At 48.6% G+C, this 15496-nt stretch carries 12 protein-coding genes and 1 riboswitch; of the genes, 2 read left to right on the top strand and 10 right to left on the bottom strand.

From position 1 onward, the window contains the following. Positions 1 to 41: 41 nt before the first annotated feature. Genes napA through napF form a run of 3 tightly spaced genes read right to left on the bottom strand, consistent with a single transcriptional unit; the run spans position 42 to position 3278 of the window. On the bottom strand, positions 42 to 2528 hold the full coding sequence (gene napA / locus D515_RS16905) for a nitrate reductase catalytic subunit NapA (RefSeq protein ID WP_002540249.1): 2487 nt from the start codon (positions 2526 to 2528) through the stop codon (positions 42 to 44). Further along, positions 2525 to 2800: a chaperone NapD gene (locus tag D515_RS16900; RefSeq protein WP_002540248.1), complete on the bottom strand. Its 276-nt coding sequence runs from the start codon at positions 2798 to 2800 to the stop codon at positions 2525 to 2527. The genes napA and D515_RS16900 overlap by 4 nt, the downstream gene beginning before the upstream one ends. Continuing rightward, positions 2793 to 3278 (bottom strand): ferredoxin-type protein NapF, encoded by a 486-nt coding sequence (gene napF, locus D515_RS16895; protein WP_039850252.1) that lies wholly within the window; start codon positions 3276 to 3278, stop codon positions 2793 to 2795. The genes D515_RS16900 and napF overlap by 8 nt, the downstream gene beginning before the upstream one ends. A 186-nt stretch (positions 3279 to 3464) precedes the next feature. Here napF and narQ point away from each other — a divergent pair, with 186 nt between their 5' ends. Both narQ and D515_RS16885 read left to right on the top strand, forming a co-directional pair. Continuing rightward, complete coding sequence (gene narQ / locus D515_RS16890; protein WP_002540245.1) at positions 3465 to 5168, top strand: nitrate/nitrite two-component system sensor histidine kinase NarQ; 1704 nt, start codon at positions 3465 to 3467, stop codon at positions 5166 to 5168. A 17-nt stretch (positions 5169 to 5185) separates the two neighbouring features. Continuing rightward, on the top strand, positions 5186 to 5815 hold the full coding sequence (locus D515_RS16885) for a response regulator (protein ID WP_002540244.1): 630 nt from the start codon (positions 5186 to 5188) through the stop codon (positions 5813 to 5815). A 55-nt stretch (positions 5816 to 5870) separates the two neighbouring features. On the opposite strand, the gene D515_RS16880 is transcribed toward D515_RS16885, so the two are convergent. The 7 genes from D515_RS16880 to cydH form a co-directional block, all read right to left on the bottom strand. Continuing rightward, entirely contained in the window at positions 5871 to 8543 is a 2673-nt protein-coding gene (locus D515_RS16880) for a calcium-binding protein (RefSeq protein ID WP_002540243.1), read from the bottom strand. Between the two features lie 30 nt (positions 8544 to 8573). Further along, a riboswitch (cyclic di-GMP riboswitch) is annotated at positions 8574 to 8662 on the bottom strand. Between the two features lie 349 nt (positions 8663 to 9011). Next, positions 9012 to 10409, bottom strand: a complete 1398-nt coding sequence (locus D515_RS16875; RefSeq protein ID WP_002540242.1) for a peptide MFS transporter — start codon at positions 10407 to 10409, stop codon at positions 9012 to 9014. Between the two features lie 249 nt (positions 10410 to 10658). Then, positions 10659 to 11870: a multidrug efflux MFS transporter EmrD gene (emrD, locus tag D515_RS16870; RefSeq protein WP_002540241.1), complete on the bottom strand. Its 1212-nt coding sequence runs from the start codon at positions 11868 to 11870 to the stop codon at positions 10659 to 10661. A 316-nt stretch (positions 11871 to 12186) separates the two neighbouring features. After that, positions 12187 to 12786: a GTP cyclohydrolase II gene (locus D515_RS16865; protein ID WP_002540239.1), complete on the bottom strand. Its 600-nt coding sequence runs from the start codon at positions 12784 to 12786 to the stop codon at positions 12187 to 12189. A 182-nt stretch (positions 12787 to 12968) separates the two neighbouring features. Further along, positions 12969 to 13526 carry a sugar O-acetyltransferase gene (locus D515_RS16860; RefSeq protein ID WP_002540238.1) on the bottom strand — a complete coding sequence of 186 codons (558 nt, stop codon included), beginning with the start codon at positions 13524 to 13526 and terminating at the stop codon, positions 12969 to 12971. 35 nt (positions 13527 to 13561) lie between these two features. Beyond that, positions 13562 to 14779 (bottom strand): patatin-like phospholipase family protein, encoded by a 1218-nt coding sequence (locus tag D515_RS16855; protein ID WP_002540237.1) that lies wholly within the window; start codon positions 14777 to 14779, stop codon positions 13562 to 13564. Positions 14780 to 14864: 85 nt separating this feature from the next. Next, positions 14865 to 14957, bottom strand: coding sequence for a cytochrome bd-I oxidase subunit CydH (gene cydH / locus D515_RS25735; protein ID WP_152442387.1), 93 nt, complete (start codon positions 14955 to 14957; stop codon positions 14865 to 14867). Positions 14958 to 15496: the final 539 nt, after the last annotated feature.

Raw genomic sequence — 15496 nt, 5'->3', positions numbered from 1 at the left:
TGTGCTGCGGGGCGTTCCCACAGCACTGCCCGGATAAGTCGTTACGCCTTTACAATCTTCACAGCCGCTTTCTTGAAGTCGGTTTCTTTAGAAAGCGGGTCAGTTGCATCCAATGTCAGCTTGTTAACGAGCTGTCCGGCGTCGAAGAACGGCATGAATACCAGTCCTTCCGGCACACGGTTACGTCCGCGTGTTTCCACATGCGTTGCCACCTCGCCACGACGGGAAATCACTTTCACCGAATCGCCACGACGCAGACCGCGACGTTTTGCATCCAACGGGTGCATGTAAACCACGGCATCCGGATAGGCTTTATAGAGCTCAGGGACACGGCGTGTCATGGTGCCTGTATGCCAGTGTTCCAACACACGTCCGGTTGACAGCCACAGGTCGTATTCTTCATCCGGCTCTTCTGCAGCAGGCTCGAAAGGCAGTGCGAAGATGACTGCTTTCTTGTCAGGTTTGCCGTAAAACGCAAAACCTTCTCCAGCATTCACGTATGGGTCATGACCTTCTGCATATCGCCACAGGGTTTCTTTACCATCGACCACAGGCCAACGCAGACCACGGGCTTGGTGGTAAGTCTCAAACGGTGCAAGGTCATGTGCTTTACCACGGCCAAACGCCGCATACTCTTCAAACAAACCTTTTTGTATGTAGAAGCCAGCATCACGCGCGTCGTCGTTCAGGCGGTCAGCCGGGATTTCATCCAGTTTGTATTCGTTGACCTGACCGTTAGCAAACAGGATGTCGAACAGAGTCTTGTCTTTGTACTCCGGCATTTTCGCGACCAGATCTGCAGGCCACACTTCGCCAACCTTGATGCGTTTAGACAGCTCAACAATTTGCCAAAGATCAGACTTAGCCTCACCCGGCGCTTTGATTTGCTGGTACCAGAATTGAGTACGACGCTCTGCGTTACCGTAGGCACCTTCTTTTTCTACCCACATTGCCGTAGGCAGAATAAGGTCAGACGCCATTGCCGTTACCGTTGGGTATGGGTCTGACGTGATGATGAAGTTGCGAGGGTCGCGATAGCCCGGCAGACGTTCTTCGTTAATGTTCGGGCCTGCCTGCATGTTGTTGTTACACATTACCCAGTACACATTCAGCTTTCCGTCTTTGAGCATGCGATCTTGCAGAACCGCGTGATAGCCCGGCTTCGGTGGAATGGTACCTTCCGGCAGTTTCCAGATTTTCTCAGCCATGGCGCGGTGCTTAGGATTCGCGACCACCATGTCCGCAGGTAGACGGTGAGCAAAAGTCCCCACTTCACGCGCGGTGCCACAAGCAGAAGGCTGGCCAGTAAGTGAGAACGGACCACAACCTGGCTTCGAGATTTTTCCGGTTAGCAGGTGGATGTTGTAGCAAAGGTTGTTTGCCCATACACCGCGGGTGTGCTGGTTGAAGCCCATGGTCCAGTAAGAGACCACCTTGGTTTCCGGGTTGGCATAGAGTTCAGCCAGTGCGATCAGTTGATCTTCCGGCACACCTGATAGCTCAGAAACCGACTTCACGTCGTAATCAGCAACAAATTTAGCAAAGGTGTCAAAGTCGATTGCTTCCGACGCACCACTGCCTGCATTCGCTGCGGATTTCTCGAGTGGGTGCGTTGGGCGCAAGCCATAACCGATATCGGTCGCGCCCTGGCGGAAGTTCACGTGTTTTTCAACGAAGGATTTGTCGACTTTATCGTTTTTAATAATGTAGTTGGCGATAAAGTTCAGAATCGCAAGGTCTGTCTGCGGCGTGAAGATAATGCCGTTGTCTGCCAGCTCAAAACTGCGGTGTTCATAGGTGGAAAGCACAGCGACTTTAACATGATCAGCGGACAAGCGACGATCCGCCAGACGCGTCCATAAGATTGGGTGCATCTCCGCCATGTTTGAGCCCCAAAGCACGAATGCATCGGCTTGCTCGATGTCGTCATAACAACCCATTGGCTCATCCATACCAAAGGTACGCATAAAGCCCACTACCGCGGATGCCATACAGTGGCGTGCATTCGGGTCAATGTTGTTAGAAAGGAAGCCCGCTTTCATCAGTTTGGCTGCGGCATAACCTTCCCAAACTGTCCACTGACCTGAGCCAAACATACCCACTGTGGTTGGGCCGTTTTGCTGAATGGCAGTTTTGAACTTGTCTGCCATGAGATCCAGTGCTTCATCCCAACTGACCGGGGTGAATTCACCGTCTTTGTCGTAAACGCCGTCTTTTTTACGCAGCAAAGGCTGGGTCAGACGGTCGCTTCCGTACATGATTTTTGGCAGGAAATAGCCCTTCACGCAGCTCAAGCCTCGGTTAACCGGGGCTTCCGGATCACCTTGAGACGCAACAACACGCCCATTCTGAGTGCCTACTAATACGCCACAGCCAGTGCCGCAAAATCGGCAAGGCGCTTTATCCCATTTTACCTGCTCATCAGATCCCGCCGCTTGCGCGATTGAAACGGGCAAGGTCACGCCTGCTGCGCTTGCAGCCGCAGCAGCGGCGTTTGCTTTTAAAAATTTACGTCGTGTTAGGTTCATTGTCCCACTCCTTCCAATGCATTCTCAGGCTCTTCTTCCTCGACCTGATGAAAAACCAGTGTCGCTGCCAGTACGCCAGGCAACGCTTTAATCTGTTCAAATTTATCCAGTAAACCGCCACGGCTTTCGCCTTCAATCACCACGACCAGCTTTCCAACTTCACTGGAAGCTGGCACTTCCGCGCCGGGGATCTTTTCAATCTCTGAGGTAACGCTTTCTATTTGATCAGCCGCAGCGTGAACCACCAGACTGCTTACGTGATATTCATTCATTGCCAGTGTTCTCCATGGCGATGGCGTTGACAGGACAAGGCGAGATGCATGCACCACAGCCAGAGCAGTCCTGTAGGTTAAATTGAGGTTGGGCGACTTGCCCTTTTGTCAGTTGGAATCGGATGGCGCGCGTATCACACACATCACTGCAGCTGCGACATTCCACGCCTTTGTAGGTAAGACAGGTATCCTTGATGGTGATGACCTGCTCCCACGGCTTCTCATTTTCTGAGCGGAATAGTTTCTCCGGGCAGTGGTCAGCGCAGGCATAGCAGAAGGTGCATTCGCCTTTTGAGAAATCGATAGAAGGGAAACCGCCATCGCCATTCACGATCACTTGTTCCTCACACACGAGGTGACATTCACCACAGCGGGTACATTGATCAGTGAAATTGTCGCGGTCAGCAATCCATGGCAAAGGCTGAACCTTTGCTTTGGCGGTGCTTCTCAGAAAGAATAGGCGACGAGTATCGACCATCTTGGACCTTAATCCTTAAAGCTCATATTTCATGAGCTACTTCTTAATTAAGGCCACGTTATGAAGAAATGAGAGGTGTATATATACCTCTTAGGGGGTATATAGGGGGTGGTATTGCGCTAGATCAATTTATCGAATTGATATAGCTCACATTATGAAATCAAAACCGTACGCTTGAATCTTAAAATGAATGCTCAAAAGAAAGATATAGCTGTAAAACAATCCGTTACCACTATCGTCGCCCGTTCTCTTATTGGCATACTCTTCCTCGCGGTGATTATCACGGGTTTTGCAATCTTTACCTTTGCTTCCAGCCTGAATGACGCTGCGGCCATCAATACCTCTGGTTCATTGCGAATGCAAAGCTACCGAATTGCTTACGACATCGTATTGGACTCCCCTCGCCTGCCTGAGCATATCGAAAGCTTCGAAGCGTCACTGCTTTCTCCGGAACTCGTTATTCTGGATAACTTCGCCGTGCCCATGGAAATCCGAGAACGTTATAACTCGCTCATTTCTCGCTGGGTTCTACTCCGCCCAGAGCTGGAGAGCCAAGATAGAGGCTTCTACGTTGAGCAAGTCGGTTTATTTGTGAATGATATCGACCGTTTTGTATATGCCCTTCAGCAGCACTCAGAAAACAAACTGCAAGTGCTCGCCATGGTCGGAAGTGTTGGTCTTGGGCTGATTCTGGCGTTGGTGTTGTTTCTGATTCACTACACTCAACGTCATATCGTGAATCCTCTCAACATGTTGGTGAAAGCCAGCCAGAAGATTCAAAACCGCGAGTTTGATGCCGAATTACCGCCTGTTAAGAACAACGAATTGGGTGTGCTTTCCAACAGCTTCGCCTTGATGGCTAACGAACTAAAAGGCCTGTATAGCAACCTAGAGCAGAAAATTGAGAGCAAAACCCAAAAGATCACCAAGGCCAACCAGTCACTCAATGTGCTTTATGATTGTTCAACCCAACTTTCTTCCACCTTCCTTACGCGGGAGAGCTTCGAGAAAATCTTAGCCATCACGTTGAAAGCTGACGGGGTAGAAGCACTGGCATTGCAAGCTCACAACGAAAACCAGACAGACTGGGAACTCTCCGCCGGAACGCCTACCGGGCTTGAATGGCATGCTCTGCCACTAGAGCTGGATGGAGACAAACTGGGAACGCTCAGATGGCAAGGTGATAAGACACTTGTTGACCATGCCCTGCTTGCCAATTTGGCCTCAATTCTCGCCCGTGGCGTTTACTACAATCACGCCCAGAAACAGGCGATGCATTTGGCCGTGATGGAAGAGCGCGCCACTTTGGCTCGGGAGCTACACGACTCCATTGCTCAATCCCTGTCTTACTTAAAAATTCAAACCAGTTTACTGAAACGTCACCTTAAAGCGGTTGATGCACCAGACTGCAAAGAGATTGCAGACGACATTAGTGAGCAACTGCGTATTGCTTACGACCAACTGCGTGAGCTTCTGAACGCCTTCCGACTCTCTTTAACACATGCGGATTTTGGCCTTGCCCTGCGGGAAATGATTGATGCCTTACAGGGGCAAACCGATGCAAAACTGACGGTGAAAGCGGACATGGATACGCTGTCGATGGATGCGCAGCGCCAGATGCATATACTTCAAATCATCCGTGAGGCGTGCTCAAACGCCATCAAGCATGCCAATGCACAGCACATACAGGTGCGTTGCTTCCAACACAATCATCAAGCCTGTGTCGAAATCATGGATGATGGCGTTGGGTTTTCATTGCGGGAAGAAAAGCCTGATCATTACGGGCTGAATATCATGCAGGAACGTTCGGAGATGCTGGGTGGCGAACTAAAAATTACTACGGCACCTTCCCAGGGGTGTCAGGTCACACTGACCTTTGACCTTAACTAACACGGAGTGACTTTCACATGGAAACATGGAGCGTATTGCTGGTCGATGACCACCCTCTGATGAGAAAGGGTCTTTCGCAGCTACTGAAATTTGAACCGGAATTTTCTGCTATTTCGGAAGCCAGCAATGGCGCAGACGCCATTGCCGAAGTCCTGCGCAATGAACCAGATCTTGTTATTCTCGATCTCAACATGAAAGGTCTCTCTGGTCTCGATACGCTGAAAGCGCTGAGGAACGACGGTTGTACTTCTATCATCGTTATTCTCACGGTTTCTGATAGCCCCAGCGATATTCACGCCATTGTGCAGGCCGGCGCAGATGGTTACCTTCTCAAAGACGGTGAGCCGGAAGAGTTGGTCGATCAGCTAAAACTCGCCATGACCGGCGAAAAAGCTTACAGCGACCAAGTTCGTCAATTTCTCAACCAGAGTCGTGATCAGACTTCACCACTCAGCGTACTGACTGAACGCGAGATGCAAATCCTTCATCAGGTAGCAAAAGGGCTCAGGAACAAGCAAATAGCGGAAACGTTGTATATCTCAGAAGCGACAGTCAAAGTGCACCTGAAGAACCTTTTGAAGAAGTTGGGGGTGGAATCCCGTGTTGCTGCCACCGTGTTGTATCTGGAAAACGAACCTGGCATCTGACATTGCAATAAAAAAGGGCGGCCATAAGGCCGCCCTTTCCGTTTAACCGTACAACTTAGAACAGATCGTTACCGTTAAGGGTTACTGTCTCTGCATCTGTCCAGATAGTGATGGTGCGATCCAGGTAATCATGCTCGAACACGTACGCATTCAACTCACCAACCTGGGTATCGGTCAGGCCCATCAAGCTGATCATCTCTGCTGAAATCGGTGCGTTCACTGTACCGTCTTCAACAAAGTTCCAAGGAACACCAGATACGTCGAAAACGTCATCACCAGCGCCCAAGTGAGCAATGAAGCCGTCCCAATCGTCAGGTGTGCCCAAGTCTTCGCCAGCTGGTACGTCAGACTGCGCCTCGATAGCATTTGGATTGATAGTCAGAATTTGGTTACCTTCATCACCAATCACTGCTTCAATCTGCGCCATCACGTTGCCGGTAACGCTTGAATCTGACTGATAAGCCACACCCGTGAAGTCAACAATGGCATCGCCGTTGACCAGCATGGTATCGAAGCCGGTATCACCGTAGTACATGTGCTGGTTGATCACTTCACCATTGGCAGTAGTGGTCAAACCAACAAAGTCGTCCTGACCGAAGATGAGCACATCATCACCGTTGCTACCACGATAAGAGTCAACACCTTCACCACCATCGATAGTGACGTCGTTACCTGGACCACCGTGCAGGAGGTCATCACCCGCACCGCCCAACAGCGTATCTTTGCCCAAACCACCAAACAGTTGGTCGTTACCTTCACCACCTTCAATCACGTCGTCGCCTTCGCCACCGTAAAGAAGGTCATCACCAACGCCACCCATGATGTGGTCGTCGTCGTCACCACCAAAAATCGTGTCGTTACCTTCACCACCGTAGATGGTATCAGCGTCGCTCTCTTCAATAACTTGAGTCGCGTTAACTTTCATGACCACGTCATTGTAGTCTTTGTCGCCCAGACACCACAGATCTTCCCAGCAAGAATTCTCGCCCGAGTTGATTTCATGATCCTGACGGTCGCCGTTTTTACCTTGTTCCGACACATAGCCGCCGGCAGACAGACTACCCTGACCAAAGACTGGGCTGCCGCTAGCAAAACTCAGTGTTACTTCACCTTCGTTAAACCCTTTGGTGTCGCCATCCGGGATGATGAACAGACCAAGACGATCTGCGCCTTCCACGTCGATAATCGCTTGCGCTTCGTTATCCAGCTTGGCGTTATCCGCCATAATCACCGCTTTCAGCACGTTGCCATTTTCATCCAACACGTAGTAACCCACGCTGTTGTTGTATGACGCGCTTGAAGTGATACTGGACAGATCCAGCGTGACAGCGTCACCACTACTGATATCCCAGTAGCCATCTTGGCCACGATCCAGTTCAATGGTTTGATGGCCATAAGTACCGCCGTAGATAACGTCATCACCTTCGCCACCGTAGATAACATCGTCGCCCCACTGGCCGTAGATAGTGTCGTTACCTGCACCGCCGTCGATGTAATCTTCATCGTTGGAAACCTGAGTGGTGTCTTCTGAGATGCTGTTGTAATCGATGTAGCTGATGTTGCAGTAAGAGTTCGGCACCAGAGACAGGTCAGTCATGTCTGTGATAGCTGGACCGCTCAATTGCAGCAGCAGGTTGCCATTTTCGTTCAGGTTGTTGTAGTGGTGGCCGTTGCCATCCAAGTCCACATCCAGAATAGCGAACTGGTAAATGTTGCCTTCAGAATCACAGTACTGCAGGGTGTAATCCAGATTGACCGCATAGGTATTACCGTCAATGGTTACGGTCTGAGATTTGTCATCAGAGTACTCATTGCAGTAATCATCGCCATTCAGGTAACCATCATCATCCTGGAAAGTGACTTTCGTTGAGCCACCGTCGAAAGACAGCTTTGGTGGGAAACAGAAAGTATGGAACTCACCACCATTCGGCATGGTGAAATCAGCACCCATCTGGAAAACATTGACGCATGGGTCATCGCTGAAGTTTGGAGCCGCTGTGTTTCCGTAGATGATGTCATCACCATCACCGCCGTAAATCTCGTCCTGGCCGTTATCACCTTCGATGTAGTCATTACCGCCTTGGCCATAAACGGTGTCATCGCCATTACCCGCAGTGATAACGTCATCACCACCAACGCTTGGATCGACAGTTTCTGGAGAAGTGAAAGAAGAGTAATCCAGGCTGCTGATGTTTTGGTAAGAGTTAGGTACCAAAGTAAGATCAGTAGACGAAGTGATTTCTGGGCCATCGGTTTGAATCAGGATCTTGCCGTTTTCACCAACGTTGTTGTAGTGATTACCAGAATTGTCCGCATCGATATCAACCACTGCGAAGGTATAGATGTTGCCTGCAGAATCACAATATTGGAGTTGGTAGTCGACGTTTACGTTGAACTCTTGGCCACCAATTTCTACCGACTGAGTTGAATCATCTGAATACTCATTACAGTTGTCATCGCCGTTCAATTTTCCGTCGTCATCATTAAATGTCGCGGTTGTCGTTGAACCAGAGAAATTGAGTGTTGGTGGAAAGTTAAACGTATGAAACTCACCGCTGGATGCAGAAAAATCCGCTCCCATGACAAAAACAGCACCAACATAACCCGTACCCGTTGAATCACCCACATCACCGTAGATAACGTCGTTGCCGTCTCTACCTTCGATGTAATCATCTCCAAGTGTGCCGTTGATGGTGTCTGCGTTATTTGTTCCGATAAAATCCGACATTGTCTGTCCCTCTTTTAGCTAACCAAGCTTAGAGGCGGTCCAGCCATCTCAGTACCACCATAAACCTGAGACCCGTAACTTTCCGTCCCTGTTTCACAACAGGTTTGGCTTTAACTCCGAATAGTTGTCCTATTGATAGGTATGAAAAAATGGGCGCCTTGTGCACAACAAAATCATCGGCACCACTATTGCAAATGCGTAGTCAGGTTGGCTGAAAGATGACCACTCATCAAGCGTTGCAAAGGGAATTAGTCAGAATATAAGGCTAGGGGCGGACGAGGGATGAGCCTACGTTTAAAAAAAAATGAACAGGCATTAGAAAAGCACTACGTAAAAAGCAGTACTGTCGAGGGAAATTGGTATGATACCGTATGCTGTATGTGACGTTTTTGCTGGCCTGTAAGAGGACACATACAAAAAAGCCATCATAAGATGGCTTTTTCAGACATACGAATGACTTAGTAAATACTAGGCGATGGTTGCATCATCTTCTGTCAAACTTATGTCAGAATCCTGTATGTTTCCTTCCGCACCATGCATCCAGTCCACCAGCTTGTTTGAACATAGGATAAGCAGCAAACCCGCAATGGCAGATGTCGCTGCAATACCGCCGAAAATAGCCAATGGGCCAGCGTCACCCACATGGCTGCCAATAAAACCTGCCACATAGTTAGCCACTGCGTTCGCACAGAACCAGGTTCCCATCATTACAGACATCAGGCGAAGCGGCGCCAGTTTAGTGATCAGGGAAAGACCAATTGGAGACAGACACAGCTCACCCAGCGTGTGGAAGAAATATGCCCCTACCAGCCACCACATTGAGGCTTTTACTGACATATCGCCGCCCTGCTGCATTGCCGCACCCACCATGCAGACAAAGCCCAGCGACAAAAAGCCCATAGCCATCGCGAATTTGATTGGCGAGCTCGGCTCGTTGGCACCCAGTCGACGCCAGAATACTGCCAGCAAAGGTGCAAGAATGATGATGAACATTGGGTTCAACGACTGGAACCAGGCCGCAGGCACTTCAAAGCTACCCAGCATTCGGTTGGTGTATTCCTGCGAATAGATGTTCATCAGGCCGCCCGCTTGTTCAAAGCCTGCCCAGAAGATGATGACAAACAGGCTCATCACGACAATCACTTTCAGGCGATCGCGCTCAATCTTTGTCAGCGGTTGTTTTCCTTGGCTGCCACTCTTGTCACGATGTACTTTTGCCGCGGGTTCAATACCGATGTTGCCCAAATAGCGGTTTGCAAAAAACAACTGGATAACCAGTGACAGCAACATCCCGATACCCGCGCAAAGGAAGCCAGCTTTCCATCCGTAATGCAAAGATGCGGTGCCGGCAATAATACCCGCAAGCAGCGAACCCAGGTTAATACCCATATAGAAGATGGTGAATGCGCCATCGCGACGGTTATCCCCATCTTTATAGAGGTGTCCCACCATGGTTGAAATGTTGGGCTTAAATAGGCCGTTACCGATGATCAGGAAGGCAAGGCCAACATAAAAAGCCTGCAGTTCAAACGGGTCGATCACGCTGTTTGGCAAAGCTAACGTGAACTGTCCAATCGCCATAAGTGCGCCACCAATAATGATGGATCGGCGTTGACCAAGAAAATTATCTGCAATCCAGCCGCCAAGCACTGGCGTCAGGTAAACAAGTCCGGTGTAAATACCGTAGAGATTCAGCGCGTCTTGTGTTGTCCATCCGAGACCGCCGTTAATGGTTTTATCTGTGAGGTAAAGCACCAGAATGGCGCGCATTGCGTAAAAGGAGAAGCGTTCCCAAAGCTCTGTACCACAGAGGAGGAACAGACCGCGAGGATGACCCAGCCACTCAGACTGTCTGCTTGCATTCATTGTGTGTTTACCGCCTTTATCGTTATCAAAGCGGGAGTTTCAGGTCCTCCTTTTCCTCTATGACTCCGCTACAGGCGGTACACATTGCACCAATTTGATGTTCGTCGCAATTACTAAATAAACAAATCTAATATTTCCATATTTGCTTTGATCTCTATCAGGAGAGCTTAAAACAGAAAAAGGCAGGAGATCCTGTTGGATTTCCTGCCTTTTTATCAATTTCGTCTGTATTTTCTACTTTACAGCTCCCTAGTCTGATAGCGCCGTCACTGGTGTATCCGGTGCCATATTCTGGCGACGACACAGCAGCAAGCCCAGTCCTGATACCACTGCCATAGCCAGCAAAATTGCACCCAGCGAGAACTGATCATTCACGTTCATCTGTGCCGCCAGCAAGGTAAACAAACCTGCACCCATGTTTTGAACCCCGCCCATCACCGCACCCGCCGTGCCTGCATGACGTGGAAACGGCGAGATAGCACCTGTGGTTGCCGCTGGGAAAAGGACACCCGCACCCATGAAGTAAATAAATGCACCGCCAATCAGGGTTTCAACGGTCACGGTGACAAAATAACCAGGGATCACAACGGTCAACGCGCCCGCTAACAAGATCACCGAGCCTACCAGCAGAGATTTCCCTGATGACTTTCGCTGCTCGATCACGCTTGAAAGCCAAGAGCCCGCCATAAAACCCGGTAAAGGCATCACGAATAACAGGCTTACTGTCGTCGCACTCAGACCCAGAGTGCTTCCTAACAGCACCCCAGCTGCCGCTTCAAACACTGAGATACCAGAGAAAACCGCTATCAAACAGATTAAGTAACCCTGAAACTGGCGGTTACTCATTACATGGTGATAGCTCTTCAACACGGAATCTTGGCGACGTGCTTCAGGCGGCAATGTTTCCTGAAAATACAGCGACATGATCAAGTACACCACGGCTGCCAACACGAACAAGAATCCATAACTCGCCTGCCAGCCAAAATAGGTGCTCAGTAAGCCCCCAATCACGGGTGCCATCAGTGGAGAAAAAATCAGGCCAATGCTGACCAAACTGTTCGCTTTGTGAAGACGGCTACCGTCAAAACAGTCTCGGGTCAGGGTACGCGCCATAGCGCCACCACAACCAATACCAGCACCTTGAATCACGCTACCCAGCAAGAAAATGCTAAAGCTTGGAGCCATGAGTGCCACGATGGTACCAACAAGATAAATCGCCAAACCGACAAGAATGATGGGTTTACGACCAAAGCGATCAGACAGCGGACCATAGATAAACTGGGAGAGTCCGTAAGGGATCAAGTAGCACGCCATGACAGCTTGCAGCCACGCTGGCGGCACAGCAAAACTGTCAGCCATCATGGCCATGGAAGGCACATACATGGTCTGGGTCATCTGACCAACAGCAGCCAGAATGATAATCATGAGTAAAATTTTGGATAAAGGCGTTGTCGATGACATCACCAGCACTCCCGGAAGCAAATAATCACTAAGAATCTTTTATGCGAGGAAGTGGACGATAAAAGGGATATTTAACGCTTTCGTTGAATAGTACGCCACCACCTCTAATTTTTCGCAGAGTTTAGTGTCGTGAGAGGCTTCAAACAACCAATTAAACGTCATTCAAGCACGATAAGAAATCATAGAAAGGATTAGTTTTACTAATGCTTATTTGCAACCATTGGTTTGCCTGATTATTCGCCAACTAAGAATAGATCTTCAAGATCAAAAAAGCAGCGACAATGCGCTGCTTTTACACCCATCACCCGGCAGGGAATCAATCAATGGTCAGCTTATGCTTACCATGTGATACTTTGGCTTTCAGGTACATTTCATTGCCATCTTTAATATGAGCTTGTGTACCAACGACATCTTCTAACTCGATGCCGTGCTCCTGAATCTCACGGATTTTCTTCGGATTGTTTGTGATAAGGCGGATGGTATCAACATCAAGCGCCTTCAGCATCGCTGCCGCGTCTTCAAAGGAACGCAAATCATCGGGAAACCCAAGATGATTGTTGGCTTCATAAGTGTTCATGCCTTCGCTTTGCAGCTTATAGGCATCCAGCTTGTTGTATAGACCAATTCCACGACCTTCCTGGCGAAGATAGAGAATGACCCCGCCTTCTTCACCCATTTTCTGAATGGTTTCTTCCAGTTGTTCGCCGCAATCACAGCGAGAGGAATGGAATACATCGCCTGTCAGGCATTCTGAATGCATTCTGACCAGCGGTGCGTCCTGCTGCTGATCTGCACTTTTGAAGATAATAGCGACGTGCTCTTTATCTGAGCCCAAACCTTCGAACGAAAGAATCTCTGCAGGGATCTTACTACCTACACCCACGTTCAATGGAACTCTTGCTCTAACTTTTGCCATCGACTGCAATTCTCTTTTTATTCAGCTTCGCTGAATGGTACTGCCCTGTTTATCCGGGTTGAGCCGCTTAGTGTTAAGCGCCGGATACATATCAAAATACTCGTACTGCAATTGTTATAATATAACAATTCTAACGCTGTGGCGGGCAATCGTATCAGAACTCTAACAGGACTGCCAACCTCTCAGCGGAGGCGGCGTATCACGCTTGCAGGGTTTCCAGACACCACGGAAAACGGTTCGATATCACCTTCGACCACGGAACCCGCTTCAACCACAACCCCTTCGCCAATCGATACCCCGGCTTTGATAACACTGTTGCCACCAATAACAACGTTGTTGCCGATAATTATAGGCAATGAAATTTCCATCTCACCATTCAGTACCTCCAAGGGCAGGAGACTTTGGGTAATGGTGTATATGCCCACGCCAGGGCCGACGAGGACATTGTTCCCTATTTCTACGTGTCCACTGTCGATGATGGTGCAGTTTGGACCAAAGGCCACGTTGTTACCCACATTGACGTTCATGCCGTAGGTGCAGGTAAACGGAGCCTCTACCACCACGCCTTTGCCGCGAATGGCAAACAGCTTAGTAATCACCATTTCATTGGCATCAACGTCTGCCGGGTCAATGGTGTTGAATTGCTGGCAAAGCCGTCTGGATGCATAGCGGAATTGAGTAAGTTCCGGGTCTGCGGGACTATAAGGCATTCCCTGCTGCATCTTTTCAAATTCAGTCAATCTTTCTTCCTTGAAAACATTGTGATTTTTTAAAGTTAGCCCGTTACTGATGATACGTCATTGAACGCCGCTGCATATTGGTCAACGAAATGTCGTCCCGCTTCGAGACCATCCTGGTAATCGTGTTCCAGTTGGAAAGGCTTACTCAATAACGCACTGCTTGAAAGAGGCTGTTTTGGCGCGAGTTGAATAAGTTCTGTCCGGACGGGAGGATGGGACATAAATTCAATCGCTTCCTGATAGGTTTGAAAATGCCGGGTTAGCATTTCCAGCATATCCGCATTCAACTTCTGGCCAGACAGAGCATGAAGACGATAAATCGCATCACCACCAAATAGCCAACGGCCACCATTCTGGCTTTTGTGCTTTGGCATCATGTCTTTGAGTCGATGCCAAATCGGTTCTGGCGTCTTTTCCCTATACCTTTCCCTGATTTCTTCCAACCGGTGTGAAAGCTGGTCATGGAATTCTGAAAGTTTCTCCATGCGATCTTCAATGTTCAATCTCGCAAGATATTCAGGAAGCCGCTTTTCCATTCTTCCGCGTAAGTTTTCTGCAAAAGCAGAACTCATTGGCGATTTGTCTTCAGCAACAGGCTCAGTGCGGATCACCACAATAATATCAGCGCCACGGTTGAACGCTTCTCTTGCGGGAATCGCGCCCGTGACACCGCCATCAACAAAGAATTGATCTTTAATGCCCACCGCTGAGGGATACAACATGGGGATCGCACAAGTGGCTTTCATGACATCAAGCCAGTTGTCTTCAAACATACGGAAGAATTGTGGCTCGAGGGTGTGCGTATTCGTCGCGCAGGCGTAAGCACTTCGGTTAGACAAGGTAGTCAGTGCATTTTCTAAACGTAGCCCTTCCGGGTGGCTTGGGCTTGCCATTTCCAACGCCCAGTCCAAGTCCATAAATTGCTGGCGACGCACATACTTCATCAGGTTGAAGAAGCGATCGTGCGTGGTGTACTGAGTAATGAAATGATGCCCGAACCCACGTTGACGGGTGATATAAGAAGCGAGGTTGAGTGCACCGGCAGAAGTACCAATATAGATTTCAAATGGGTCGAAACCTGCATCGAGAAAACTGTCTAATACACCTGCTGTGAAGACGCCTTTCTGTCCCCCACCTTGCGCAACCAAAGCAATGCGCTTTTTGCGTTTAAGGGTGTGGTCATTCACAGGAGTAGCGGAAACGCTGTTGGATGGATAAGACGCTGAAAAGGCAGTGTCTTTAGGGCTCTTCACAAGCACCTCTCGGTGTCATCATTGAATAGGCGTTATCTTACGCCTTCTCACTTGCCAAGAGCCAATGTTTTTATACAACTGAACGCTATGAGAAAACGATAGCTACAGTCGCGAAAGTAATGATGCCGCTCAATGCACAAAAAACGGTAACCAGCGCGATTTTTAAATTAGTGTCCATTCTCCGACCCCTTAACGATAACACTTACGTTACATATACATAATGTAGGGAGATTATCACTGCAAGGCCAAATATTCAGTTTCCTATCTAAGATCGTTAAGTCATTGAAGCAAATGTTTCATTATGTGACACAAAGCAAAACCCCTGCCTACAAAGCCTCTACAGAATCTTTCGCTGTATTTGCGAGAGACTTAGCAAACACATAGAAACATCTTCTTCCTCAAGGGTGGATTGAAAAAATTTGAACTTAAACTCCACCAATTGGCTAAAAAAAGAACAGTAAACTTCATTTTACCACCACACTTTATTTAACAGACCATTAACTATAACTATTGGAATCATTTTGAAAACAGTTGCAAATTAACCCTATTTTTTAGTGAATTAGATTTAGATAAAACGCGTCAACCTTGATATTACCAATCGGTGATCAATAAGACCTTGTGCAGTTTTAACGACTTTTTAAGGTTTAAACTTCAAATTCGAACCAATACGCATTTTTGTTCATTTTTCACTCAAACAAACACGGGAAATAGATCGCA

This window comes from Grimontia indica, assembly GCF_000333895.2.
Classification (GTDB): domain Bacteria; phylum Pseudomonadota; class Gammaproteobacteria; order Enterobacterales; family Vibrionaceae; genus Enterovibrio; species Enterovibrio indicus.
Note: the sequence above shows the minus strand (reverse complement) of the source record. Positions and strands in the feature narration are given on the sequence as shown.

Coding starts and splice junctions, on each gene's coding strand:
- D515_RS16900 (WP_002540248.1), bottom strand. CDS start 2,800: ATGAATGAATATCACGTAAGCAGTCTGGTGGTTCACGCTGCGGCTGAT.
- napF (WP_039850252.1), bottom strand. CDS start 3,278: ATGGTCGATACTCGTCGCCTATTCTTTCTGAGAAGCACCGCCAAAGCA.
- D515_RS16875 (WP_002540242.1), bottom strand. CDS start 10,409: ATGAATGCAAGCAGACAGTCTGAGTGGCTGGGTCATCCTCGCGGTCTG.
- napA (WP_002540249.1), bottom strand. CDS start 2,528: ATGAACCTAACACGACGTAAATTTTTAAAAGCAAACGCCGCTGCTGCG.
- emrD (WP_002540241.1), bottom strand. CDS start 11,870: ATGTCATCGACAACGCCTTTATCCAAAATTTTACTCATGATTATCATT.
- cydH (WP_152442387.1), bottom strand. CDS start 14,957: ATGGACACTAATTTAAAAATCGCGCTGGTTACCGTTTTTTGTGCATTG.
- narQ (WP_002540245.1), top strand. CDS start 3,465: ATGAATGCTCAAAAGAAAGATATAGCTGTAAAACAATCCGTTACCACT.
- D515_RS16885 (WP_002540244.1), top strand. CDS start 5,186: ATGGAAACATGGAGCGTATTGCTGGTCGATGACCACCCTCTGATGAGA.
- D515_RS16865 (WP_002540239.1), bottom strand. CDS start 12,786: ATGGCAAAAGTTAGAGCAAGAGTTCCATTGAACGTGGGTGTAGGTAGT.
- D515_RS16880 (WP_002540243.1), bottom strand. CDS start 8,543: ATGTCGGATTTTATCGGAACAAATAACGCAGACACCATCAACGGCACA.